This window comes from Streptomyces sp. NPDC055962 (genome assembly GCF_042270185.1).
Taxonomy (GTDB): domain Bacteria; phylum Actinomycetota; class Actinomycetes; order Streptomycetales; family Streptomycetaceae; genus Streptomyces.
Map to the genome: position 1 here is coordinate 279,737 of NZ_JBHJYN010000001.1, position 22,522 is coordinate 302,258.

Below are 22,522 nucleotides of genomic sequence, written 5' to 3' on the forward strand. Positions count from 1 at the left end.
GGGTGCACCGCCCCTCGGGCGTGTCACAGGGGTCAGCCCTCGACGCCGAGCTTCTCCAGGATCAGCTCGCGGACGCGTGCCGCGTCCGCCTGGCCCCGGGTGGCCTTCATGACCGCGCCGACCAGCGCGCCCGCCGCGGCGACCTTGCCGCCGCGGATCTTGTCGGCGATCGCCGCGTTCGCCGCGATGGCCTCGTCGACGGCCGTGCCCAGCGCGCCCTCGTCCGAGACGACCTTCAGACCGCGCTTCTCGACGACGGTGTCCGGGTCGCCCTCGCCCGCGAGGACACCCTCCAGGACCTGGCGGGCCAGCTTGTCGTTGAGATCGCCGGAGGCGACGAGGTCCGCCACCCGGGCGACCTGCGCCGGGGTGACCGGCAGCTCGTCCAGGCTGCGGCCGGTCTCGTTGGCGTTGCGGGCGAGCTCGCCCATCCACCACTTGCGGGCCTGGTCCGAGGGGGCTCCCGCGTCCGTCGTCGCGACGATCAGGTCGACCGCGCCGGCGTTGAGGATGGACTGCATGTCGTGCTCGTTGACACCCCACTCCTCCTTCAGCCGCTTGCGGCGCAGCCGGGGCAGCTCGGGAAGGCCCTTGCGGAGCTCCTCGACCCAGTCACGCGAAGGGGCGACCGGCACCAGGTCCGGCTCGGGGAAGTAGCGGTAGTCCTCGGCGTTGTCCTTGATGCGGCCGGCCGTGGTGGAGCCGTCCTCCTCGTGGAAGTGCCGGGTCTCCTGCACGATCGTCCCGCCGGAGTTCAGCACCGCGGCGTGGCGCTGGATCTCGAAGCGGGCGGCGCGCTCGACGGAACGCAGCGAGTTGACGTTCTTCGTCTCGGAGCGCGTGCCGAACTTCTCGCGGCCGTGCGGACGCAGCGACAGGTTGACGTCGCAGCGCATCTGGCCCATCTCCATGCGGGCCTCCGAGACGCCGAGCGCCTTGATGAGCTCGCGGAGCTCGGCGACGTACGCCTTGGCGACCTCGGGGGCGCGTGCGCCGGCTCCCTCGATCGGCTTGGTGACGATCTCGATGAGGGGGATGCCCGCGCGGTTGTAGTCGAGCAGCGAGTGCGAGGCGCCGTGGATGCGGCCGGTGGCTCCGCCGACGTGCGTCGACTTGCCGGTGTCCTCCTCCATGTGGGCGCGCTCGATCTGCACGCGGAAGATCTCGCCGTCCTCCAGCTGGACGTCCAGATAGCCGTCGAAGGCGATCGGCTCGTCGTACTGGGAGGTCTGGAAGTTCTTCGGCATGTCCGGATAGAAGTAGTTCTTCCGGGCGAAGCGGCACCACTCGGCGATCTCGCAGTTCAGCGCGAGCCCGATCTTGATGGCGGACTCGACGCCGATCTCGTTGACGACCGGGAGCGCGCCCGGCAGTCCGAGGCAGACCGGGCAGGTCTGCGAGTTCGCGTCCTGCTTGAGCTCGGTGGAGCACCCGCAGAACATCTTGGTCTTGGTGCCGAGCTCGACATGGACCTCGAGGCCCATGACGGGGTCGTACGTCGCGAGGGCGTCCTCGTACGACTCCAGGTCAATGACAGTCACGGTGAAACTTTCCCTCTCAGCCCAGCAGGACGTCGTCGTCGCCGAGACGCTTGAGTTCGCGGTAGAGGATCGCCAGACCGGTGACGATCGCGGCGGCCGAGACGGCGGCGTCGATCAGCCGGAGGGTGTCGTTGTCCGACCGGGCCATCTTCACCTGCTTGTAGACGCTGAGCGCACCGAAGGCGGTGGTACCCATGGACACGTAAGCGCCGGTCTTGGACTTCTTGAAGTTCTTGGCCTTCTTAGCCATTGCACTCATAGCGACGGAGCCTCCTCAAGCAGCGGGTGCCCCCACTTTTCCACGAAGGCGGCCTCGACGGCGGCTCCGACCTTGTACAGCCGGTCGTCCTTCATGGCGGGGGCGATGATCTGCAGCCCGACCGGCAGGCCGTCCTCGGGGGCCAGGCCGCAGGGCAGCGACATGGCGGAATTTCCGGCGAGGTTGGTCGGAATGGTGCACAGGTCCGCGAGATACATCGCCATCGGGTCGTCGGCGCGCTCGCCGATCGGGAAGGCGGTGGTGGGCGTCGTCGGCGAGACGATGACGTCCACCTGCTCGAACGCCTTCTCGAAGTCCTGCGTGATGAGGGTACGGACCTTCTGCGCCGAGCCGTAGTACGCGTCGTAGTAGCCGGAGCTGAGCGCGTAGGTGCCGAGGATGATGCGGCGCTTGACCTCGTCGCCGAAGCCGGCCTCGCGGGTGAGGGCGGTGACGTCCTCGGCGGAGCGCGTGCCGTCGTCGCCGACCCGCAGGCCGTAGCGCATGGCGTCGAAGCGGGCCAGGTTCGAGGAGCACTCGGACGGCGCGATCAGGTAGTACGCCGAGAGAGCGAGGTCGAAGGACGGGCAGTCCAGCTCGACGACCGTGGCGCCGAGGGACTTCAGCAGCTCGACCGACTCGTTGAACCGCTGGACGACCCCGGCCTGGTAGCCCTCGCCGGCGAACTGCTTGACCACGCCGACGCGCATGCCCTGCACGGAGCCGTTGCGCGCGGCCTCGACGACCGGCGGGACCGGTGCGTCGATGGACGTCGAGTCCATCGGGTCGTGCCCGGCGATCGCCTCGTGGAGCAGCGCGGCGTCCAGGACCGTACGGGCGCAGGGGCCGCCCTGGTCGAGGGAGGACGAGAAGGCGACCATGCCGTAGCGGGAGACGCCGCCGTAGGTGGGCTTGACGCCGACGGTGCCGGTGACGGCGGCGGGCTGGCGGATGGAGCCGCCGGTGTCCGTGCCGATGGCCAGCGGAGCCTCGAAGGAGGCCAGCGCGGCGGCGGAGCCACCGCCGGAGCCGCCCGGGATGCGGGTGAGGTCCCAGGGGTTGCCGGTCGGGCCGTAGGCGCTGTTCTCGGTGGAGGACCCCATGGCGAACTCGTCCATGTTGGTCTTGCCGAGGATGACGACGTCGGCCGCCTTCAGCTTCGTGGTGAGGGTCGCGTCGTACGGCGGTACCCATCCCTCCAGGATCTTGGAACCGACGGTGGTCGGCATGTCCCGGGTGGTGAAGATGTCCTTCAGCGCGAGCGGGACGCCGGCCAGCGGACCGAGCTTCTCGCCCGCCTCACGCTTGGCGTCGACGGCACGGGCCTGTGCGAGCGCGCCCTCGCGGTCGACGTGCAGGAAGGCGTGGACCTTCTCGTCGACGGCGTCGATCCGGGCCAGGTGGGCCTCGGTGACCTGGACGGCCGTCAGTTCGCCGGAGGCGATCTTCGCGGCGGTCTGGGCCGCGGTGAGCTTGATGATGGTGCTGATGTCCGTCATGGCTGTTAGTCCTCCCCCAGGATCTGCGGCACCTTGAAACGCTGCTGCTCCTGGGCCGGGGCGCCGGAGAGCGCCTGCTCGGGGGTGAGCGACGGACGGACCTCGTCCGCGCGCATGACGTTCGTCAGCGGCAGCGGGTGGGAGGTCGGCGGTACGTCTTGGTCGGCGACCTCGGAGACGCGGGCGACCGCGCCGATGATGTCGTCGAGCTGACCGGCGAAGTGCTCGAGCTCTTCGCCCTTCAGCTCCAGACGCGCCAGCCGGGCGAGGTGGGCGACCTCCTCGCGCGTGATGCCAGGCATGCAGCGATCCTCAGGGGTTGGTGTGTGGTTGTGGCTGGGGGCCGGCGGCACATCTCCCCCGTCCGTCCGAAGGACGGGCCGCGCGGCGTCTCGTGCGTGCGATCGCAAGGCGCCGGAGCGCCCTCGTGGCGGGGCCACGTGGGCGTTTCGGCAACGCGGCGAGCGTGCGTGCCAGGCGTCGCGCGGCAGGTGGAAATGTGCCGCCGACCCCCAATCCTATGGGGTCGGCGGGCACGCCTGCGGCGTGCGGACCGAGCCCGGCCCAACGATTGAGGACAAAACGGCCACCGGGCGGCCTGCGGTCCCCGCGTGCCCGGTCCGCCCCTCGGCCTCAGGCCGTGGCCGGGCCGGGGTTCAGCGCGCGCCTGGCGGAGCTGGGCGCCGGCTCGACGGCCACCGCCGGGGCGGCCGCGGCCTCCCGCTCCACGGGCCGCCGCCACCCGTGCTCGCCCCGCGCCCGCAGCCAGGCCGTCGTCTCCTGCGGCGGCATCGCGGCGGCGACGAGCCACCCCTGCACCGCGTCGCAGTGCAGGTCGCGCAGCCGCTCCCAGGTCTCGTCGTCCTCGACCCCTTCGGCGACGACGATCAGCCCGAGCGAGTGGGCCAGGTCGATGGTGCAGCGCACGATCTCGGCGTCCTCGTTGTCCACGGCCAGCCGCGCCACGAACGAACGATCGATCTTGAGCTCACTGACCGGGAGCTTCCGGAGATGGACGAGGGAGGAGTACCCGGTGCCGAAGTCGTCGAGGGACATCTTCACCCCGTGCCCGGTCAGCCCGGCCAGGGTGTCGGCGGCCCGCTGCGGGTCCTCCAGCAGGACGTGCTCGGTTATCTCCAGTTGCAGCGCTCCGGCCGGGACGCCGTGCCGGGCGAGCCGGGCGGCGACGCTGCCCGCGAAACCGGGGGTGTGGACGTCGCGCGGCGAGACGTTGACCGCGACGGGCACGAACAGCCCCTGGGCCCGCCACCGGGCCACCTGGGCCAGCGCCGTCTCCAGGACGTACTCGGTGAGGTGCGGCATCAGGCCGGAGGATTCCGCGATCGCGATGAACTCGTCCGGGGGGACCCGGCCGCGCTCGGGGTGCACCCAGCGCACGAGCGCCTCGAGGCCGGCCACCTGTCCGTCGAAGCGGACCTTCGGCTGGTAGTGGAGCTCCACCTCCTGGGCGTCCAGGGCGCGGCGGAGGTCGCCGAGCAGGCCGAGCCGGTCCGGGGTGTTGCTGTCCCGCTTCGACTCGTAGACCTCCACGCCCGTGCGGTCGCGCTTGGCCTGGTACATCGCCACGTCGGCCCGTCGGAGGAGCCCTTCGGCGTCCAGCGCGTGGTCGGGGTGGACGGCCACACCCGCGCTCGCCTCCAGCACCAGCGTGAGCCCGTCGAGGTCGAGCGGCGAGGACAGCGCGGCGACGAGGTGGCGGGCGACGCGCTGGGCGCTGGTCGTCGAGTCCGCGGCCGGCAGCAGCACGGCGAACTCGTCGCCACCCAGGCGCGCGGCCTCCGCTCCGCGCGGCAGGGCGAGCCGCAGCCGCTCAGCGATCTGGAGCAGGAGCCGGTCCCCCGCAAGATGGCCGAGGGTGTCGTTGACGGCGCGGAAGCGGTCGAGGTCGATGAGGACGAGGGCGGAGCGGGTGCCGGTGCCGTCCGCCTCCTCCAGGGCCGTCCACGTCCGCTCCAGGAGCCACTGACGGTTGGGCAGGCCGGTCAGCGGGTCCCGCAGTTGCTCCTCGGCCCGGGCCCGGGCGATCCAGAGCGTGGAGTCCAGGGCGATCAGGGGGACGGCGAAGAGCGGCAGCAGCACGGGCATGGCCGAGGCCACCACGCAGATCAGCGGGGCGATCCCGAGCAGGGCGACGGCGACGAGGCCCTGGCGCAGCAGCGCGGTCCGGGCGACCGTGGGCAGCCCGCCGGTCTGGGACGCCCTGGTGTACCAGAGCAGGAGCCGGGTGACGAGGAGGTACGTGCCGGCGGCGAGCAGCACTTCCGGTACGGCGTCGATGCCCCAGTGGAGTGGCCGCCAGGGCCTCTCGACGGTCGGCACGTCGCCGAAGGCGGACAGGACCAGGGCGGCTGCCCCTATCCCGAGTATGTCCACCGCCCCGTGCAGCAGTCCCTGCCACCACCGGTGGCGTCGGGCCGTGCCGACGAGCACCACCACGACGAGGCTGACCAGCCCGGCGGCCACCCAGCCGTAGAGCAGCAGCACGGCGAGGGTGAGGGCGGCGCCGGAACCGGTGCCGCCCCACCAGCGGTCGCGCCCGAGGGCGACCAGGTGCCCCACGATGATCCCGGTGAGCACGGCGAGCGACCAGCCCGCGGTGCCGGCGGGGAAGAGTGCGCGGCCGTCGGCGACCGTCCGGTAGAAGCCGATGGCGAGCTGCACCGCGGCGACCGCCACGACGACCGTCCCCACTTTCGACGTGAGGCCCACGAAACCCTGCAGCCGCGACACCGGTGCGGCGCTCTCGGTCGGTTTCATTCCGTCCCTCTCACAGCCGGCGGTGCCGATGTCCCACGGTGGCCCCCGCTCCCATGCCACCACGACCCGATTCCCACCACGCGGCCGGGCACGGCAGGTGCTCGTTCAACAGTAGGCCGCCGGAGGCCCCCGCGGGCAGCGCTCTGCAGCTCTTGCCCGAATGGGGATCTGACGCCCCCCACTGTCTGCTATGTGCCGAACGGGTGATGCGAGTACGCGCCGAACGGGTGGGCGAGCGGGCCGGAGCGGGCCCCGGCACCTCGCGTCCGCCCCGTCCGCTTACTTCCCACCAGGCTCCCGGCCACGCGCCGCCGTGCGTCTCGATCAGGACTCGGCGGGAACGGCGGCCTCCCTGGCGGCGTCCGGCCCCTCCTCCAGGAGCACGGCGAAGCCCTCCTCGTCGAGGACGGGCACCTTCAGCTGCATCGCCTTGTCGTACTTGGAGCCCGGGTTGTCGCCCACCACCACGAACGAGGTCTTCTTCGAGACGGATCCGGTGACCTTGGCCCCGCGGCTCTGGAGCGCGTCCTTCGCGCCGTCCCTGGTGTGCGTCGCCAGCGTGCCGGTGACGACGACGGTGAGCCCTTCCAGGGGCCGCGGGCCCTCGTCCTCGCCGGCGCCGTCGTCCTCCATCCGGACCCCGGCCTCCCGCCACTTGCGCAGGATCTCGCGGTGCCAGTCCTCGGCGAACCACTGCTTGACGGAGGCGGCGATGATCGGCCCCACACCGTCCGCGGCGGCCAGCTCCTCCTCCGACGCCTCGTCGATCCGGTCGACGGACCGGAACTGCCGGGCCAGCTCGACGGCGGCCACGGGCCCCACATGGCGGATCGAGAGCCCGGTGAGGATCCGGGCCAGCGGGGCCTGTCTGGCCGCGGCGATGCCCTCCAGCATGCCGAGGGCGTTCTTCCTCGGCTCGCCCTGCTGGTTGGCGAAGACCGTGGCGATCTTCTCCTCGCCCGTCTTCGGGTCGCGCTTGGGCAGCCCGCTGTCCGTGTCCAGGACGTACGCACGGATCGGCAGCAGCTGCTCCACCGTCAGCCCGAAGAGGTCGCCCTCGTCCAGCAGGGGCGGTTCCGCCGGCTCCAGCGGCTTGGTCAGGGCAGCGGCGGCCACATAGCCGAAGTGGTCGATGTCCAGGCACTTGCGGCCCGCGAGGTAGGCCAGCCGTTCCCGCAACTGGGCCGGGCAGGAGCGGGCGTTGGGGCAGCGGAGGTCGATGTCGCCCTCCTTCATGGGGCGCAGCGCCGTACCGCACTCGGGGCACTCGGACGGCATGACGAACTCCCGCTCGCCGCCGTCGCGCAGGTCGACGACGGGCCCGAGGATCTCCGGGATGACGTCACCGGCCTTGCGGAGCACCACCGTGTCGCCGATGAGGACGCCCTTCGCCTTCACCACGTTCTGGTTGTGCAGGGTGGCGAACTCGACCTCCGAGCCCGCCACCTCGACGGGCTCGACCTGCGCGTAGGGCGTGACCCGGCCGGTGCGCCCGACCCCCACACGGATGTTGACCAGCTTGGTGTTGACCTCCTGCGGGGCGTACTTCCAGGCGATCGCCCAGCGCGGCGCGCGCGAGGTGGAGCCCAGCCTGCCCTGGAGCGGGATCTCGTCGAGCTTGATGACGACGCCGTCGATCTCGTGCTCCACGGACTGGCGGTTCTCACCGAACCAGGCGATGAACTCCCGCACCTCGTCGAGGGACCGGACCACCTTGTTGTGCTTGGCGGTGGGCAGGCCCCACTCCCTCAGCAGGTCGTAGGCCTCGGAGAGCCGGTCGATGTCGAAGCCCTCACGGGCGCCGATGCCGTGGACCACCATGTGGAGCGGGCGGGTGGCGGTGACCTTGGGGTCCTTCTGCCGCAGCGATCCCGCCGCCGCGTTGCGCGGGTTGGCGAAGGGCTTGTCCCCGGCCTCGACCAGCCGGGCGTTGAGCCCTTCGAAGGCCTCCATGGGGAAGAAGACCTCGCCGCGGATCTCGACGAGCGCGGGAACGCGCTCCCCCTTGAGGCGGAGCGGGATCTCCGCGATCGTACGGACGTTGGGGGTGATGTCCTCCCCCGTGCGCCCGTCGCCGCGGGTCGCCGCGCGGGTCAGCCTGCCGTGCTCGTAGGTGAGGTTGACGGCGAGGCCGTCCACCTTGAGCTCGCACAGGTAGTGGTACCCGCCCCTGCCCACGTCCTTCGCGACGCGCTCGGCCCAGGCCGCGAGCTCCTCGTCGTCGAAGGCGTTGTCGAGGGAGAGCAGGCGTTCGCGGTGCTCGACGGAGGTGAACTCCGTGGTGTAGGGGCCCGCGACCTTCTGGGTCGGCGAGTCCGGTGCGCGCAGCTCGGGGTGCTCGTCCTCGATCGCTTCCAGCGCGCGCATCTGCCGGTCGAACTCGGCGTCGTCGACGACCGGCTGGTCCTTCACGTAGTACCGGAAGCGGTGCTCCTCGATCTGCTCGGCGAGGAGTGCGTGCTGTTCCCGCACCTCCGCCGGCACACCCGTCAGCTGCTGCGCCTGCTGTTCGCCGGCCATCGCCTGTTCCTCCCGTTTGCCCTGTTGACTCCGCGACCCGTTACTCAGGGTTGTCCGCGAGCGACTTCGCGGCCCGGGCGCAGTGGGCGAGCGCGGCGCGCGCGTACGCGGGTGACGCGCCCGCCAGCCCGCAGGAAGGGGTGATCACGACGGACTCGCTGAGAGTCCCCGGATTCAGCCCCAGCCTGCTCCACAACGTCCTGACCTCCTTGACGCTACCGCCCGGGTCCGACAATGCGGTCGAGGCGGCGTCGGTGCCGGGAACCACGCCGAGGAAGAGCTGGGTGCCGGCTTCGACGGCTTCCCCGATCGCCTCCTCCTCACGCTCGGTGAGCAGGGAGAAGTCGAAGGAGACCGCGCCCGCCCCGGCCCTGCGCAGCAGTGCGAAGGGCACCTCGGGGGCGCACGAGTGGACGGCCGTGAGCCCTTCGTCGTTGACGGCGAGCAGCTCGCGGAGCGTACCTTCGACGACCTGGCGGTCCACGGCCCGGTAGGTGCGGTAGCCGCTCGCCGACCTGACCCGCCCCTGGAGCACGGCGGTCAGGGACGGTTCGTCGAGCTGGAGGACGACCTCGGCGCCGGGGATCCTGCGCCGTACCTCGGCGAGGTGGGAGCGCAGCCCCTCGGCCAGCGATCCCGCCAGGTCACGGCAGGCTCCCGGGTCGCCGAGCATGGCCTCGCCGCCCCGCAGTTCCAGCCCGGCGGCCAGCGTCCAGGGCCCGACGGCCTGGACCTTCAGCAGCCCCTCGTAGCCCTGGGTGAACTCCTCCAGCGCGTCGAGGTCCTCGCCGAGCCAGGAGCGGGCCCGCCGGGTGTCGCGGCCGGGGCGGTCGCTGATCCGCCAGCCGCTGGGCTCGACATGGCCGTACATCTCGACGAGGAGGCCGACGGTCCGCCCGATCATGTCCGCGCCGGGGCCGCGCGCGGGCAGCTCCGCCAGGTACGGCATGCCCTGGCCGTCGGCGAAGGACCCGGTGACGGTCTTGGCCACCTCCCGGGCGTCCCCTCCCGGCATGGACCCGATCCCGGTGGCTGCACTGGCGCTGAACCCGCTCTTCTCGCTCACGCGGAAAGCCTACGGGCCCGGGACGCGGGCTCCGGGCGGCCGGGTCCGGGACCGCCGGAGCCGCCTCCCGGCGGTCGGCCTCGGCGGCGGTCCCGGCGGCCGGTCTCAGCGGCCGGTCTCAGCGGCCGGGACGGACCGTCAGGTCGTTGATCTCGGCGTCCCGCGGCAGGTCGAGCGCGAGCAGGATCGTGGTGGCCACCGACTCGGGGTCGATCCAGCGCGAGGCGTCGTACTCCTTGCCCTCCTGCTGGTGGACCTTGGCCTGCATCGGGCTGGCGGTGCGGCCGGGATAGACGGAGGTGACCCTGACACCGTTGCCGTGCTCCTCGTGGCGCAGCGAGTCGGCGAGCGCCTTGAGCCCGTGCTTGCTCGCGGCGTACGCACCCCATTCGGCGTGCGCCGCGAGTCCCGCGCCGGAGTTCACGAAGACGACCTGGCCCTGGGAGACGCGCAGTTGCGGCAGCAGCAGACGGGTCAGCTCGGCCGGGGAGACCAGGTTGGCGTTGAGCTGGAAGTGCCAGGCCTTGGGGGTGAGGTCCCCGACCGTGCCGAGTTCGACGACGCCCGCGATGTGCAGAAGCGAGTCGAGGCGGTCGGGCATGGTCTGCTGCCCGAAGGCCCAGGAGAGCCGGTCGGGGTTGCCGAGGTCGCCGACGAGCGTGCGGGCACCGGGGTGGAGGGCGGCCAGTTCCTTGGCGCGTCCCGCGTCCCGGGCCAGCAGCACGAGGTCGTCGCCGCGCTCCTGGAGGCGGCGCGCGACGGCCGCGCCGATACCGGAGCCGGCGCCGGTGATGAGGTGAGTAGGCATGCCCTCATGCTCGCATCACTGCTGACCGGCGGACTCCTCCAGGTAGGCCAGCGCGCCCACGCCGTCCTTGGCGAAGAAGACCAGTTCGGTCAGGGGCAGCGGGAGGAAGCCCTCGTCCTCCATGCGCTGGAACTGCTGGCGCAGGCCGTCGTAGAAGCCGGCGGTGTTCAGCAGCACGACGGGCTTGGTGTGCTTGCCGTGCTTCTTGAGCTCCAGGATCTCCGTCGCCTCGTCGAGCGTGCCGGTGCCGCCCACCATGATCACGATCGCGTCGGACTTCTCCAGGAGCAGCGCCTTGCGCTCGGCCAGGTCCTTGGCGATCACCATCTCGTCGGCGTCCGTCCGCGCCTTGGCGGCCAGGAAGTCCACCGACACCCCCACGAGCCGCCCGCCGGACTCCTGCACACCGTCCGCGACGACCTTCATGAGGCCGCTCTCCGACCCTCCCCAGACGAGGGTGTGTCCGCCCCGGCCCAGCAGTTCGGCGAATTCGCGGGCGGGGGTGGTGTAGCGGTCGTCGAGGTCGGCGGCGGAGAGGAAGACGCAGATGTTCATACGGACACCGTACGACCGGCTCATGGGGCGGGAAGAAACCGGCCTCCTCCCGGGCTGAACCAGGTATGACTTCGACCACAGGACACATCATCACCGTCGAGCCCGCGGACGCGCACGTGCGCGCCGTCCACGACGGGCAGGTGCTCGCCGACAGCCGCCGCCCGCTGGTGCTGCGCGAGACGGGCTGTCCGGACCGCTACTACCTGCCGCCCGAGGACGTCCGCACCGACCTGCTGACTCCGTCGGACACCCGTACGCACTGCCCCTTCAAGGGGGACGCGTCCTACTGGTCCGTGCCGGGCGCCGCGGACCTCGTCTGGGCCTATCCGGAGCCCAAGGAGCAAGTCCAGGAGATCGAGGCCCACTTCTGCTTCTACGCCACGGAGGTCGTCCCCGACTGACCGTCAGAAAATTTCCCGACCGCAGCGATGAGTTTTCCGGGGCGCGGCGGTCCACCCTCACATGGACAAGACTCTCTCCCGCGACGGCACGTCGATCGCGTACCGCCGCCGCGGCGACGGGCCACCGGTGATCCTGGTCGGCGGAGCGCTGAGCACCGCCGCCGACGGAGCGCCGCTGGCCGCGCTGCTCGCCCCGCGCTTCACGGTCGTCACGTACGACCGCCGGGGCCGCGGGGCGAGCGGGGACGGCGGGGCGTACGCGCTCCGCCGCGAGATCGAGGACCTGGCGGCGGTCGCGGCCGCGGCGGGTGGGCCCGTCTCGCTGTTCGGGATGCTGTCGGGCGGAGCCCTGGCCCTGGAGGCGCACGCCGCGGGGCTGCCGGTGGACCTGCTCGCGGTCTACGAGCCGCCGTACACCCCCGGTGCCGCCGGTCTCCTGCACAAGTCCCGCTGCACGGCACTGCTGCACCGGCTGCTGGCGGGCGGTGACCGGGGCGGCGCCGTCGAGCTGTACCTGTCACGGACCGGGGTCCCGGAGGCGACGATCGCCCGCATGCGGCGCGCCCCGCTGTGGCCCGGCCTGGAAGCGGTGGCGCACACCCTCGCGTACGACGACGCGCTGCTGGGCGACGGCTCGGTGCCCGCCGGCAGGTTCGCGTCCCTCACGGCACGCACCCTGGTGGTGACCGGCGGTTTCAGCACCGCACAGGCCCAGGAGACGACCCTCGCCCTCGCCGCCGCGATCCCCCGCGCCAGGCACCGCACCCTGACGGGGCAGACGCGCGAGCTGGCACCCCATGTGATCGCACCGGTGCTGGCGGACTTCTTCGCCCGGGAGGTGTTCGCCGTCCGGGTCTCCCGATGACTTCGCGCGGGCCAGGTCCGTACAGGGGTCGGACATGGCCCGCGCGGGAGGAACATCGGACCGGCCACCGGGGTGGCACTATCGGAGCGCACCCCGCCACAGTCCGGGCTCTGCCTTAGCGAACGCCTCTTCGCGCGCGTCGGCGTCCGGCAGCACGAGCCGTACCTCCCGCCGGAAGGCCGCGCCGTGCCCGGAGGCGCGCAGGTGGCAGAGCTCGTGCACGAGGACAAGGTCCACCAAGGCCGGCGGCAGCTGCATGACTGCCCAGTGCACCGCGATGGAGCCGTCCGGCCCCAGCGCCCCCCATCTGGGGCCGAGGTCACGGGCCTCCACCGGGGGTGTGGGCAGACCGCCGCGGGACGCGTACGAGGGCAGCCGCCCGGAGAGCCACCGGGTGCCGCACACCTCGTACCACTGGGCGATCCGGTGTGCGCCTTCGTCGGCCGCGTGCGGCCGGGGCAGCTCCAGCCACCCTCGGTGCAACCTCACACGGCCGCCTTCTCCCGGGGGCAGGAGCTTCAGCCGGTGGCGCCGCCCCAGGTAGGTGAAGCCGGTTCCGCCGACGATTTCCTTGACCGGCTCGTCCGGCCGGGCCTGTCGGCTGCGCACTTCGCGCGCGAGCCGGGGCAGTCTCGTCCGTACGGCTCGCGCCACCGCTTCCGGGTCGGCGTCCGGCGGCACGGCGAAGAGGACGTCCCCGGCCTCGTCGACCTCGATGCCCAGGGTGCGCCGCCGGGGCCGCACGACGACCTGCCACGTCCACTCCCCCGGCACGGGGAGCGCCGCGATCGCCTGGTGGACGGGAGTGCTCACGCGGGCATTCCTACCACCCGGTGGCACGGTTCCCGGGGCTGCCCCTCCCCTTCGCTCAGCTCTCCGTCCCGTCCCGGTACCGCAGGAAGTGCTCTCTGCCTTCGACCGCCAGCTCCACCAGGAGGCTCGCCAGATGACCGGTGTCCTCCCAGTCCAGCGCGAGATACACCTCCAGCCGGCCGCGCATCACCTTGCGGACCCGGTCCTGCGTGTCCGTGAGGTGCACGATGTCCGGCGAGCGGACGAGGTCGGCGATCTCCGAGGTCAGGGCCCGCGCGGCCGCCTCCAGATCGACGCCTGAGGCAATCTGCGCGCTCTCCTCCAGTTCCTGCACCAGCAGCCCGTGGACCGGCCGCTCGGTCAGCGGGTCGAGTCCGCTGCCCGCACCGGTGTTCTCGGCCTCGCTCGTGTTCATGTCGCCGACCAAGCGGGCGAGATCGGCCGCCGCCTGCTCGAAGTCGTCCCCCATCTGCTGGACGATCTCTTCGAGGCGCCGGCTGAACCGTGTGTAGCGGGCCCGGTCGGTACCGATCTCGGCCGCGATCCGCACCCGGACCGAACCGGTCATGTAGGAGACGCGGGCGCGCGCGTCGGTGTTGGCGTCGACCCGTTCCATGAAGTCCGCGGCCGTGAGGTCGACGGGCGGGACGCGCTGCTCGATCGCCGTCACCTTGAGGTGCCGCGCCATGAGCTGGCGGATCTTGGCACCGTAGCGGCGGGGGCTGAAGTCGTCGCGCCCGTCGAGGTAGCGCCGGCGGGCGACGTACTGGACCTCGCCGAGCAGCCGGGCGAATGCCTCGTGCCGCAGTGCCTCGGGGTTCGGCAGCACGGCATTGAGCGCGGTGAGGAAGTCACGCGCGAGCTCGTCGAAATCGCCGCGCAGCAGTGGGTCCTCAAGGGCGGCCAGCAGGTTCTCCCGCTGTTCCTCCGCCGCGAGGGAGGTGACGCCCAGCCGGCCCAGGAAGTCGGAGACACGGGTGCGCAGATCGGTGAGCAGGGCTTCCGCCGCTGCATCAGCCTGGAGGAGCAGACGGTCCCGGACGGGCTGATCGCCCGTGAAGGTCTTCGTGTCGAGGTGGTCGACGGAGAGTTCGTAGCCATAGAGCTCGCGAAGGTGCGCCTGTTCGTACTCCGTCAGCGACTGTGCGAGTTGCGGGCCGATTCCGACGAAATCGACGACCTGCCCCCATCGCTTCGCCGGGTAGGGGCGGTTGGTGCGGGCGACCGCTTGGAGCAGTCCGGCGCCGGACAGGGCGCGGTCGAGGTAGAGAACCTGCTCGACCGGGGCATCGAAGCCGGTGAGCAGCATCGACTGCACAACCAGGAAGGCCATGGGCTTCTCCCCGGATTCCTCGTACTCGGACGCCAGGGTGCCGGGCTGTGGTCCCTCGGGGTGCCAGGCCTCGCCCGACCCTCCGGGCGTTCCCGTACCGGATGCAGACGTCCCGTGGGTGGCTGCCTCCCAAGCGGGGTCCTCGGCAGCGGCCAGCGGGTCACCGATGCCCTTCTGGAAGCGCTTGATGTGCCCGTCCTGCCGGGACTTCGAGGTCCAGCACTTCCATTCCTCGGGGTCCTTACGCCCGTTGTTCGGCTGGGCCTCGGAGATCACCACGGCGGCTTCGATGGAGTGGAGCACGTCCCGGTGGGCGACCAGGTCGAGCAGCTCCCGTTCCTCCCCTTCGGCCTCGAGAGCGGCGATCGGGTCGTGGACGAGATCCGGTTCGAGGGCGTCGATCCGTGCCACCAGCCGGTCCCGCGCCGCAAGGAGGGCATCGCGGTAGCGGACCGCCGCAAGCCGGGAGACGGCGGCGAGCTGGGCGCCGAAACGGTCCGGCAGCGCGGTCCGCGCCCAGTGCCGCAGTATGAAGTCGGCCTTGGCCTCGATCACCGAGGGGGCTTCGAGGATCTCCTTGCGCCGCGCGAACTTCTCCAGGACGCGGTCCCGCTGCTCGGGGTCGGCGGGCACCTTCTCGTCGAACTCCGCGTCCAGCGCGGCCTTCTCGATCACTTCCAGCGGAACGCTGTACGCCTCGTACCGCACCGGGACCACGGCCTCGTCACGCTCGGCGTCGCGCAGGGTGTAGAGGTCCGCGAAGGGGCCGAAGATGTCCTCGGTGGTCTTCCGGTCTCCGCTGAGGATCGGGGTTCCGGTGAAACCGACCATGGTGGCGTTCGGCAGCATCGCGCGCAGCCGCGCGTGCTGCCACCGGGCCTGGCCCCTGTGGGCCTCGTCGATCAGGACGACGATGTCCGGACTCGGGTTCGCGACACGGTTGTACAGAAAGCCGTCGTCGTCGCCCTCGGGAAGCTTCTCCTCACGGCCGTCGTACTCCGTGTCGTCCCTGCGCGCCTTCTGCAGCGTGACGAGTACGAGGTCGGCGACGTCCACCGCGAGGTAGCTGCGCGACTGGGCCACGCTGGACGCCCGGTAGATCTTCTGGTCGCTCGCGGCGAGGCTCCCCCGGATCTGCTTCTCCAGATCGAGCCGGTCCGTCACCACGACGACCTTGTGCCCGTCGAGACCGGGTGTGCTGCGCAGATGGCGTACGAGGAACGCCATGGTGAGGCTCTTGCCCGACCCCTGGGTGTGCCAGACGACCCCGCCGCGCTGGTCGACCGGCTCCCCCGCCGCAATCTTCCGGCGCCGCTCCAGTAGACGCCGGGACAGCTTGTGCACGGCCTTGAACTGCGGGTAGCGGCCGATGATCTTGACCGTACGCGGACCGCTCCCGGCCTGGGTGGTGAAGTCCCTGACCAGGGTCAGCAGATGTGCCGGCCGGAGCACGCCGGCCACCAGGATGTCCTGGTCGCTCAGCGGGGCGCCGCTACTCCCTCCGGTCTCCTCGCGCACCTGTTCCTCGGAGGCGGGCAGCGTGGTGCGCCAAGGCGCGAAGCGCAGCGAGTCGGCGGTGACGGTGCCGAGCTCCGCGTGGTCACGGTCGGTCCCGATCAGCACCTGGGCGAACCTTACGAACTCCGCGACAGGCTCAGGCGCCTCCACCCCGGCGTAGCCGATGACCTGCTCGACGGCCGCGTCCAGCGCCGCGCGCTGTTCCTGCCGGCCGGAGACCAAGGGGGCCTTGCACTCGATGACGACCCAGGGCAGACCGTTGACGAACAGGACGACGTCCGGGATGACGGGTTCGGCGTTCCTGCGCTCCACGCGGAACTGGGACACCGCGAGGAAGTCGTTGCCGTTCTCGAACTCGCCGTCCCAGTCGACGAGCCTGACGTGTTCGGGATCGCCTCTGGTCCAGCCCGGGACGGTCTTGGAGTTGATCCCCTTGCGCAGGAGTTCGGTCGCGTCGAGGTTGCCCGCGACACCGCGGCCCGGGCGCCCGAATCCCGGCGCCGTACCCCGGACCCGCGCGAGGAGGTGGTCCAGCTGGGCACGGGACAGCCAGGGCTTCCCGTCGCACCCCGGGTTGATCCGGGCGACTGCGTCCCTGAACCGCTCCGCGTAGACGACCTGGTCGAAGCCCTGCCGCCCGGAGGCACCCGGATCGGTGACCGTGCCGTGCGGCGGGCCGCCCTGGAGGTGCGTCCACCCCATGGCGGCCAACTGCTCGGTCAGCGGCTTCTCGGTCCTGTCGTACTCCGGCTGACCCATCCCTGGTCTCCCCGCGCGCCCGTCACCGTACGTCTCACCCGCACCCGTATGGGTGTACGCGGAACTCTACCGGTGGGCGTCGGATCGACCAGGGCGGAAGGGCGGGGCCGGCCGGCGGGACCTGTGGTCAGCTGGTGAGCGCCAGCTCGAACCAGATGGTCTTGCCTCCCGATCCCAGCTCCCCTTCCCCTATGGCACAACCACCCCAGCGGTCGGCGACCAGTTCGAGGATGGCCAGCCCGCGTCCGGCCTCGGCGTCGGGCCCGGCGGGCGATGTGTACGGCCGGGGCAGATCCGGGCTGAGATCCCAGACGCTGACCCGGAGCACGGGGTGCCGCCACTGGAGCCGTACTCCGGCGGGGCCTTGGGTGTGCCGCACGGAGTTGGTGGTCAGCTCGGAGGCCAGCACCTCGGCGCGGTAGCTGAGTTCGGCGAGTTCGTGCGCACCGAGGATGGCCCGCAGGGTGGCACGGGCGACACGGGGGCCGCGCGGGTCACGGGGGAAGGCGAGTTCGTAACTCCAGGGGTCGGCGAAGGGGATGGGGGCGGGGTGAGGGTCCTCGTACGGGCTGTACGAGGTGTGGAGCGCGGGTTCGGTCCTCACGGGCACCTCCTGGGGTGCGTGCGAGCGAATGAAACGAGCGTGCGCCAGGGGTGGTTGGGGCTGCACCGCGAGCAACGGTGGCAATGCCGGTCCGGGCCTGCCCCCCGGGTGGGCAGGGTGGATCGGTGCGCTTCCGTTGGCAACGGTGAGTGAGTGGCGCTCACCGAAGAGTAGGGGCTGCTCCCATAACGGTGCTACCAAGGCACTCCGAAGAGTTAACTTGCCGATTTCGATGGACCGTGACGCTTCCGCTGGACAAACTGAGCGCGGCCCCGCAGACAACGAGGACGACACATGGCACCACGACACGCCCCGACCATCCTTCAACGCCGGTTCGGCATCGAGTTGAAGCGGCTCCGGGAGGCCGCCGGCATGACAGCCCCGGAGGCTGCGGGTTTGCTGGGGACAGACCGGACGGTCATCTCAAACGTGGAGGCCGGGCGGTTCGGGATCAGCGAGGAGCGCCTGCGGCGCCTGAGCAGCATCTACGAATGCGACGAGCCGGAACTGATCGACGCACTGTCCGCGTTGACGGGGGGACGCAAGACAGGCTGGTGGGAGGAGTACCGGGGCAAGATCCCGCCGGGCTTTCTGGACGTGTCGGCCCTTGAGGACTACGCGGTCCGCCTGCGTACGGTCCAGACGGCGCATCTACCCGGCCTCTTCCACACGGAGGACCACGCGCGCGCCATCTTCGAACTCCTCGTCCCGTCCCTGCCGCGTCTCGAAGTCGAACTACGGGTGGCGCACCGACTTGCACGCCAGTCCGTGATCACGGGGGAACACGCAGTCCCGTACTCCGGGGTGATCCACGAAGCAGCGATCCGGATGCAGCTCGGAGGCCGCAGCGCTGCGCGCGCCCAGCTGCTGCGCCTACTGGATTCCTGCGAGCGCTCCAACGTGACGCTCCAGGTCATCCCATTCGCTGCAGGTGGATACCCGCTCCTGGGCGACTCCTCCGTCCTCTACGCGGAGGCTCCCAACTCTCACCTGGACACAGTCCACATGGACTCGCCGACCGGGGCGGTGTTCATCGACTCCCCCACGCAGCTGGCCAACTTCCGCACCAGGCTGGACTTGGTCGAGCGGGTGGCGTTGACTCCCTCCAAGTCCAGAGACTTCATCCACTCCATCGCCAAGGAGCTGTAACAGGTGTCTCACGTGCCCGACCTGCACTGGGTGAAATCGTCGTTCTCCGACGCAGGGGGGAACAACTGCGTCGAGGTAGCTGCGATGGAGGACAAGAGGGTTGCGATTCGTGAGAGCGACAGCCCTGATGTCGTCTTGATAGCCAGCTATTCCGCGCTGCACGCTCTCGTACTGGAAATGAAAAGCCACAACACCTGACACGCCACCGCGTGACCGTCACCCAGCCAGCAACCCTTCGACCGCAGCAGCCTGCAACACTCGGATTTTTTCGATCTGCTGCTCTGCACTCTTCACCGAGCGGTCGACGACTTGGCAGGCCTCCACGACCTCTCGCTGTTGTTCGGAGGCGACAAGCGGAAACGGAACGCCAGCGAGAAGATTCGAGTTGATCGTATAGAGACCAGAGCTAGTTGTGCAGCGCGTACGCCAGTAACCGCGGACCATCGAGGCATTAAGCCACAACGCGGCGAACTCAGGGATCACGTCGCCGAACCTGAGACGGAACAAATGGTTCTGGTAAAGCAGCCCGCTTGCCATTCCGCCGACTACAGCAGCTCTGCCGATCTGTTCGGGGTTTGCGTGCCCCTCGACGACAAGGACGTCCCCAGGGGCCAGCTCGTAGCGGGGGCGGTCGCGCTCCTGGGTCTCCAGGACAGCGATGTCGTCGGTGTCAATCCAGCCCTTGCGTACGTTAGCCACGCGCAAGTAGCCCACGGCGTTACGGCGAGGTGCCCGATGCGCTCCGAGCGTTACGCCTGCCCGGCACTCGGCGACCACGTCACCCAGCGCTACGATCTTGTCCCCACAGCGCTGGAGGAGTGACTCACTCAAGCCCGAAAGCAGTGCCGTGCGCTTGTCCGCTTGCTTCTGCAGAGCCTCGATCCGCCGCTCGAAGGCGGCGTGCACGGCGACGATCCGGCGCTGCTCATCCAGGGATGCACTCGGGACCCTCAGCCTGCGGATTTGTCGCTGGCCGATGTTCTTCATACCAGCGCTCGTACCCGTAGCCATCGCCCGGACTTGCTTTCGCGTGGCTGGGCGCAGAAGGGAAATGGCGATAAATGCCGGATCGGCAACCTCTTCATCGATTACGAGTCGAAGTGTCTTGTCACTCAGCATGAGTCCTGGCGGCGGTGCATTAGCGATGCAGGCCAGCCCAACCAGATCCTCTGTATTTGCCCTGGTCATGAGAAGGTCACCCGGACGCACCTCGAAGCGGGGTTGAATGTGCGCAGCGTCTCGGATCACCTTGTTTTCGCGTGGGAGAAACCAGCCCTCTTGAACCGCGCTGACTTTCAGTACCCCCCACTCCCCATCACCAGCGGGTGTGTTCTCGGCCACTGGGCTCTTACCTGTGTCGATATCACGAAGGTAGTGGTCCAGCGCCAGGTAGTCAGCATCATCACTCACGCGCTCAGGCATACCCAAGCTCCTTCAGCCACGTCCCCAGCTCGCCCGCAGCCCCATCGCTCTCCGCTTCCAGGTCAGTCAGCGACACCGCGTACTTCTCCGCCCACCCCCGGAACGCCGCCACCAGCTCGCGCCTCCGCGCAGCCGTGGCCGAGTCCAGGCGCCCCGACAGGTCCGTGTCCAGGACCTCCAGAACCACCCGCTCCGGACCGCCCGCCTCCGCGTCCCGCACCACGTCCCGCGCACCCCGCAACTGGCGGAGAAACACGTCGTCCAGTGCCTTCCGCTTCTTCCGAGCTGCCGCCAGGGCCCTCTTACCGGCCGCAACAGCACGGGTCAGCGCGGCAATCTCCTCCGGCGAGGCGACCGGTGCGGCGTCCTCGTCCGAGCCCTCCGGCTCAGCGTCTTCGTCCTCGTCGCCCTCCGCCGGCTCCGGCCCCTTCGCCTCGGCCAGCTTCTCCATCGCCGTCTTGTACGCCACGTCGGCCTCGGCCACCGCCTTGTCCGCCGCAGCCACCGCGTCCAAGAACTCCGGGATCAGCACGCGCACCACCGGCTGGTCCATGGCTCGGCGGCGGTCGGCGGTCGTGACCGTCTTCTTACGAGTGGCCGTGTCGTCGTCGGGGATCACGGGCTCGACGATCGCCTCGACCGAATCGACCCAGCCGGTCAGCACCCGTTCGAACCCTCCGGCCGCCAAGGCCTTCATGTCGTAACGGTTGGTGGACCACCAGTCGGCGATGATGCCGGCCGTGGCGAACTCGTCGATCACTCCGACAGCGCCGATGTCCCTCTTGAACGAGTCCAGGAGCCCGCTCCGCAGTTTCATCAGCTCACGGTCTGCCGCCAGCCCCGCGAAGAGCGGCGCGTGGGCCTTCCACCACGCCCCGTACACCTCGTCCAGCTCCGACTCCTTCTCCGCCGCCAGCAGCGGAATCCGTCGGGCCGTCGTGTCCGGCCCCTCAGGCAGGAAGTCGTAGTAGTCCGGGTCGCCTGCTCGTACGGCGAACAGTTCCGCCGCGTCCACATTGAACGAGCCGAACAGCTCCGCCCGGCTCTCGACCTCGGTCACCGGCACCCCGCCGTACAGGTGCGCCCGTACGTCCTGGGGTTCGGCGGGCGGCGAGTTGTCCACCCAGCGGCGGATGTTGAGGTTGGCTTCCGCCGCCAGCAGGTCCTTCACCTCGACCTCGCGGGAGTACCGGGGGATCTGCCGCCACTGCTGGTACGTGGTGACGATCTTCTCGACATGTTCCGGGCGGAGCTCGTTCTGGTTCCGGCCCGCCGTGAAGTCCCGGTCGGCGTTGATGAAGAGGACCTTGTCCACCCGCTTGGCAAGCTTGCGGTGCGGGCGGCGGAGCACCAGTACGCAGGCGGGGATACCCGTCCCGTAGAAGAGGTTCGGGCCGAGCCCGATGACCGCCTCGATGCAGTCGTCCTTGAGGAGCTGCTCGCGGATGTCGCGTTCCTTGCCACCCCGGAACAGCACCCCGTGCGGCATGACGATCGCCGCGACACCCTCCTCCTCCAGCACGGCAACCATGTGCTGGACGAACATGAGGTCGGCCTTCTTGCCACCCTCCGGAGCCCAGTGCTTCATCCGTGCCCCGTGGTTCCTGTCGGCCTCGGCGACCAGGGAGGCGTCGTAGTTCAGGGAGAACGGGGGGTTGGACAGGACCTTGGAGAACCGGCGAAGGCGCTTCGTACCGGGCTGGAAGTGCAGCGGTTCGGTGAGGGTGTCGCCATGCTGGAGATCGAACTCACGGATGCCGTGCAGCACCATGTTCATGCTGGCCATGGACCAGGAGGGGCCGTTCTTGTCCTGGCCGTTGACCGAGAGGAGCGTCGGGTTCTCGCCGTGTTCCTCCACATGCTCGCGGGCCGCGATCAGCATGCCGCCGGAGCCGGCGCAGGGGTCGTAGACGGACTCCTCGGCCTTCGGGTCGACGAGCCGGACCATCATGCGTACGACGGCGCGCGGGGTATAAAATTCCCCGCCCTTCTGCCCGGCGGAGTCGGCGAACTCCCCCAGCAGGTACTCGTAGGCCGCGCCCAGCATGTCGGGGAACTCGAAGTCCTCGTTGCGCAGACGGTAGAGCGTGAAGTGGCGGATCAGCTGAGCGAGTTCGTCGTCGGTGAAGCGGGGCTTGGTGCCGATGATCTCGTTGAAGCTGATGTGCGTGGTGACACCGGCCAGGCGATCGTTGCCCTCGCTGAGCGCGACCATCGCCTGGTCGAGTCGCTCACCGACGCGGTTGGTGAGGGCCTGGATGCCGGGCGCCGGGTTCTCCGGGTCCTCCAGGTCGACGTGCGGCCCCTTCCACCAGCGTGCCCGGGGCGGGACGTAGAAGACGTCGGTGTACGAGTCCGCGTCGTTGGCCCGCTTCAGCGCCTTGGTCTCGTCCTTCGTGCGGTCCAGCGTGTCCTTGTACAGCCGGTCCCACTCCGGCTGGAACTCGTCCGAGGCCCGCTTCAGGAAGAGCATCCCGAAGATGTAGTCCCGGTACTCGGAGGCGTCCATCCGCCCGCGCAGGATGTCGGCGGCCGAATACAGGTGCCGTTCGAGCTCGGGCAGGGTGATTCTGGCCACGCGCCATTCCTTCGTATGTACGGAGAGGGATCAGGATGCTAAAGAAGTTTAGGC

The 22,522-nt window shown here is 70.2% G+C and carries 18 protein-coding genes; 4 read left to right on the top strand and 14 right to left on the bottom strand.

The genetic code is table 11. The features are described from left to right. Positions 1-32: 32 nt before the first annotated feature. The 9 genes from gatB to ACFC51_RS01275 form a co-directional block, all read right to left on the bottom strand. Positions 33-1,541 (bottom strand): Asp-tRNA(Asn)/Glu-tRNA(Gln) amidotransferase subunit GatB, encoded by a 1,509-nt coding sequence (gene gatB, locus ACFC51_RS01235; protein WP_376526376.1) that lies wholly within the window; start codon positions 1,539-1,541, stop codon positions 33-35. Between the two features lie 16 nt (positions 1,542-1,557). Continuing rightward, positions 1,558-1,800, bottom strand: coding sequence for a hypothetical protein (locus tag ACFC51_RS01240; protein ID WP_073745482.1), 243 nt, complete (start codon positions 1,798-1,800; stop codon positions 1,558-1,560). Beyond that, entirely contained in the window at positions 1,797-3,299 is a 1,503-nt protein-coding gene (gatA, locus tag ACFC51_RS01245) for an Asp-tRNA(Asn)/Glu-tRNA(Gln) amidotransferase subunit GatA (protein WP_376369169.1), read from the bottom strand. The genes ACFC51_RS01240 and gatA overlap by 4 nt, the downstream gene beginning before the upstream one ends. 5 nt (positions 3,300-3,304) lie before the next feature. Further along, positions 3,305-3,601, bottom strand: a complete 297-nt coding sequence (gene gatC / locus ACFC51_RS01250) for an Asp-tRNA(Asn)/Glu-tRNA(Gln) amidotransferase subunit GatC (RefSeq protein ID WP_014153935.1) — start codon at positions 3,599-3,601, stop codon at positions 3,305-3,307. Positions 3,602-3,932: 331 nt separating this feature from the next. Next, complete coding sequence (locus tag ACFC51_RS01255; protein ID WP_376369168.1) at positions 3,933-6,077, bottom strand: putative bifunctional diguanylate cyclase/phosphodiesterase; 2,145 nt, start codon at positions 6,075-6,077, stop codon at positions 3,933-3,935. A 324-nt stretch (positions 6,078-6,401) separates the two neighbouring features. Continuing rightward, complete coding sequence (ligA, locus tag ACFC51_RS01260) at positions 6,402-8,597, bottom strand: NAD-dependent DNA ligase LigA (RefSeq protein ID WP_376526378.1); 2,196 nt, start codon at positions 8,595-8,597, stop codon at positions 6,402-6,404. 40 nt (positions 8,598-8,637) lie between these two features. Next, entirely contained in the window at positions 8,638-9,663 is a 1,026-nt protein-coding gene (locus tag ACFC51_RS01265; protein ID WP_376369166.1) for a methionine synthase, read from the bottom strand. A gap of 118 nt (positions 9,664-9,781) precedes the next feature. Continuing rightward, positions 9,782-10,471 (bottom strand): SDR family oxidoreductase, encoded by a 690-nt coding sequence (locus ACFC51_RS01270; protein WP_376369165.1) that lies wholly within the window; start codon positions 10,469-10,471, stop codon positions 9,782-9,784. 15 nt (positions 10,472-10,486) lie between these two features. Next, positions 10,487-11,026, bottom strand: a complete 540-nt coding sequence (locus tag ACFC51_RS01275; protein WP_376369164.1) for a TIGR00730 family Rossman fold protein — start codon at positions 11,024-11,026, stop codon at positions 10,487-10,489. 65 nt (positions 11,027-11,091) lie between these two features. On the opposite strand from ACFC51_RS01275, the gene ACFC51_RS01280 reads away from it, so the two are divergent. Together ACFC51_RS01280 and ACFC51_RS01285 are read left to right on the top strand one after the other, a co-directional pair. After that, positions 11,092-11,427: a DUF427 domain-containing protein gene (locus tag ACFC51_RS01280; RefSeq protein ID WP_376369163.1), complete on the top strand. Its 336-nt coding sequence runs from the start codon at positions 11,092-11,094 to the stop codon at positions 11,425-11,427. A gap of 61 nt (positions 11,428-11,488) precedes the next feature. Continuing rightward, positions 11,489-12,292, top strand: a complete 804-nt coding sequence (locus ACFC51_RS01285; protein ID WP_376526381.1) for an alpha/beta fold hydrolase — start codon at positions 11,489-11,491, stop codon at positions 12,290-12,292. A gap of 78 nt (positions 12,293-12,370) precedes the next feature. Here the strand turns inward: ACFC51_RS01285 and ACFC51_RS01290 are convergent, their stop codons facing one another. From ACFC51_RS01290 to ACFC51_RS01300, 3 genes are all read right to left on the bottom strand, one after another. Continuing rightward, positions 12,371-13,105 (bottom strand): M48 family metallopeptidase, encoded by a 735-nt coding sequence (locus ACFC51_RS01290; RefSeq protein ID WP_376526383.1) that lies wholly within the window; start codon positions 13,103-13,105, stop codon positions 12,371-12,373. 55 nt (positions 13,106-13,160) lie between these two features. Continuing rightward, positions 13,161-16,715, bottom strand: coding sequence for a type I restriction endonuclease subunit R (locus tag ACFC51_RS01295; protein ID WP_376526386.1), 3,555 nt, complete (start codon positions 16,713-16,715; stop codon positions 13,161-13,163). A gap of 127 nt (positions 16,716-16,842) precedes the next feature. Next, positions 16,843-17,319: an ATP-binding protein gene (locus ACFC51_RS01300; protein ID WP_376526388.1), complete on the bottom strand. Its 477-nt coding sequence runs from the start codon at positions 17,317-17,319 to the stop codon at positions 16,843-16,845. 294 nt (positions 17,320-17,613) lie between these two features. Here ACFC51_RS01300 and ACFC51_RS01305 point away from each other — a divergent pair, with 294 nt between their 5' ends. After that, entirely contained in the window at positions 17,614-18,468 is an 855-nt protein-coding gene (locus tag ACFC51_RS01305; RefSeq protein ID WP_376526390.1) for a helix-turn-helix domain-containing protein, read from the top strand. Positions 18,469-18,480: 12 nt separating this feature from the next. Next, entirely contained in the window at positions 18,481-18,666 is a 186-nt protein-coding gene (locus ACFC51_RS01310) for a DUF397 domain-containing protein (protein ID WP_376526392.1), read from the top strand. An 18-nt stretch (positions 18,667-18,684) separates the two neighbouring features. Here the strand turns inward: ACFC51_RS01310 and ACFC51_RS01315 are convergent, their stop codons facing one another. Next, positions 18,685-19,890, bottom strand: a complete 1,206-nt coding sequence (locus tag ACFC51_RS01315; protein ID WP_376526394.1) for a hypothetical protein — start codon at positions 19,888-19,890, stop codon at positions 18,685-18,687. Next, entirely contained in the window at positions 19,883-22,468 is a 2,586-nt protein-coding gene (locus ACFC51_RS01320; protein ID WP_376526396.1) for an N-6 DNA methylase, read from the bottom strand. The genes ACFC51_RS01315 and ACFC51_RS01320 overlap by 8 nt, the downstream gene beginning before the upstream one ends. Positions 22,469-22,522 lie beyond the last annotated feature (54 nt).

Excerpts from the sequence above, each read along its gene's own strand:
- ACFC51_RS01305 (WP_376526390.1), top strand. The coding sequence starts at position 17,614 with ATGGCACCACGACACGCCCCGACCATCCTTCAACGCCGGTTCGGCATC.
- gatC (WP_014153935.1), bottom strand. The coding sequence starts at position 3,601 with ATGCCTGGCATCACGCGCGAGGAGGTCGCCCACCTCGCCCGGCTGGCG.
- ACFC51_RS01295 (WP_376526386.1), bottom strand. The coding sequence starts at position 16,715 with ATGGGTCAGCCGGAGTACGACAGGACCGAGAAGCCGCTGACCGAGCAG.
- ACFC51_RS01315 (WP_376526394.1), bottom strand. The coding sequence starts at position 19,890 with ATGCCTGAGCGCGTGAGTGATGATGCTGACTACCTGGCGCTGGACCAC.
- ACFC51_RS01270 (WP_376369165.1), bottom strand. The coding sequence starts at position 10,471 with ATGCCTACTCACCTCATCACCGGCGCCGGCTCCGGTATCGGCGCGGCC.
- ACFC51_RS01275 (WP_376369164.1), bottom strand. The coding sequence starts at position 11,026 with ATGAACATCTGCGTCTTCCTCTCCGCCGCCGACCTCGACGACCGCTAC.
- ACFC51_RS01285 (WP_376526381.1), top strand. The coding sequence starts at position 11,489 with ATGGACAAGACTCTCTCCCGCGACGGCACGTCGATCGCGTACCGCCGC.
- ACFC51_RS01240 (WP_073745482.1), bottom strand. The coding sequence starts at position 1,800 with ATGAGTGCAATGGCTAAGAAGGCCAAGAACTTCAAGAAGTCCAAGACC.
- ACFC51_RS01255 (WP_376369168.1), bottom strand. The coding sequence starts at position 6,077 with ATGAAACCGACCGAGAGCGCCGCACCGGTGTCGCGGCTGCAGGGTTTC.
- ACFC51_RS01280 (WP_376369163.1), top strand. The coding sequence starts at position 11,092 with ATGACTTCGACCACAGGACACATCATCACCGTCGAGCCCGCGGACGCG.
- ligA (WP_376526378.1), bottom strand. The coding sequence starts at position 8,597 with ATGGCCGGCGAACAGCAGGCGCAGCAGCTGACGGGTGTGCCGGCGGAG.
- gatA (WP_376369169.1), bottom strand. The coding sequence starts at position 3,299 with ATGACGGACATCAGCACCATCATCAAGCTCACCGCGGCCCAGACCGCC.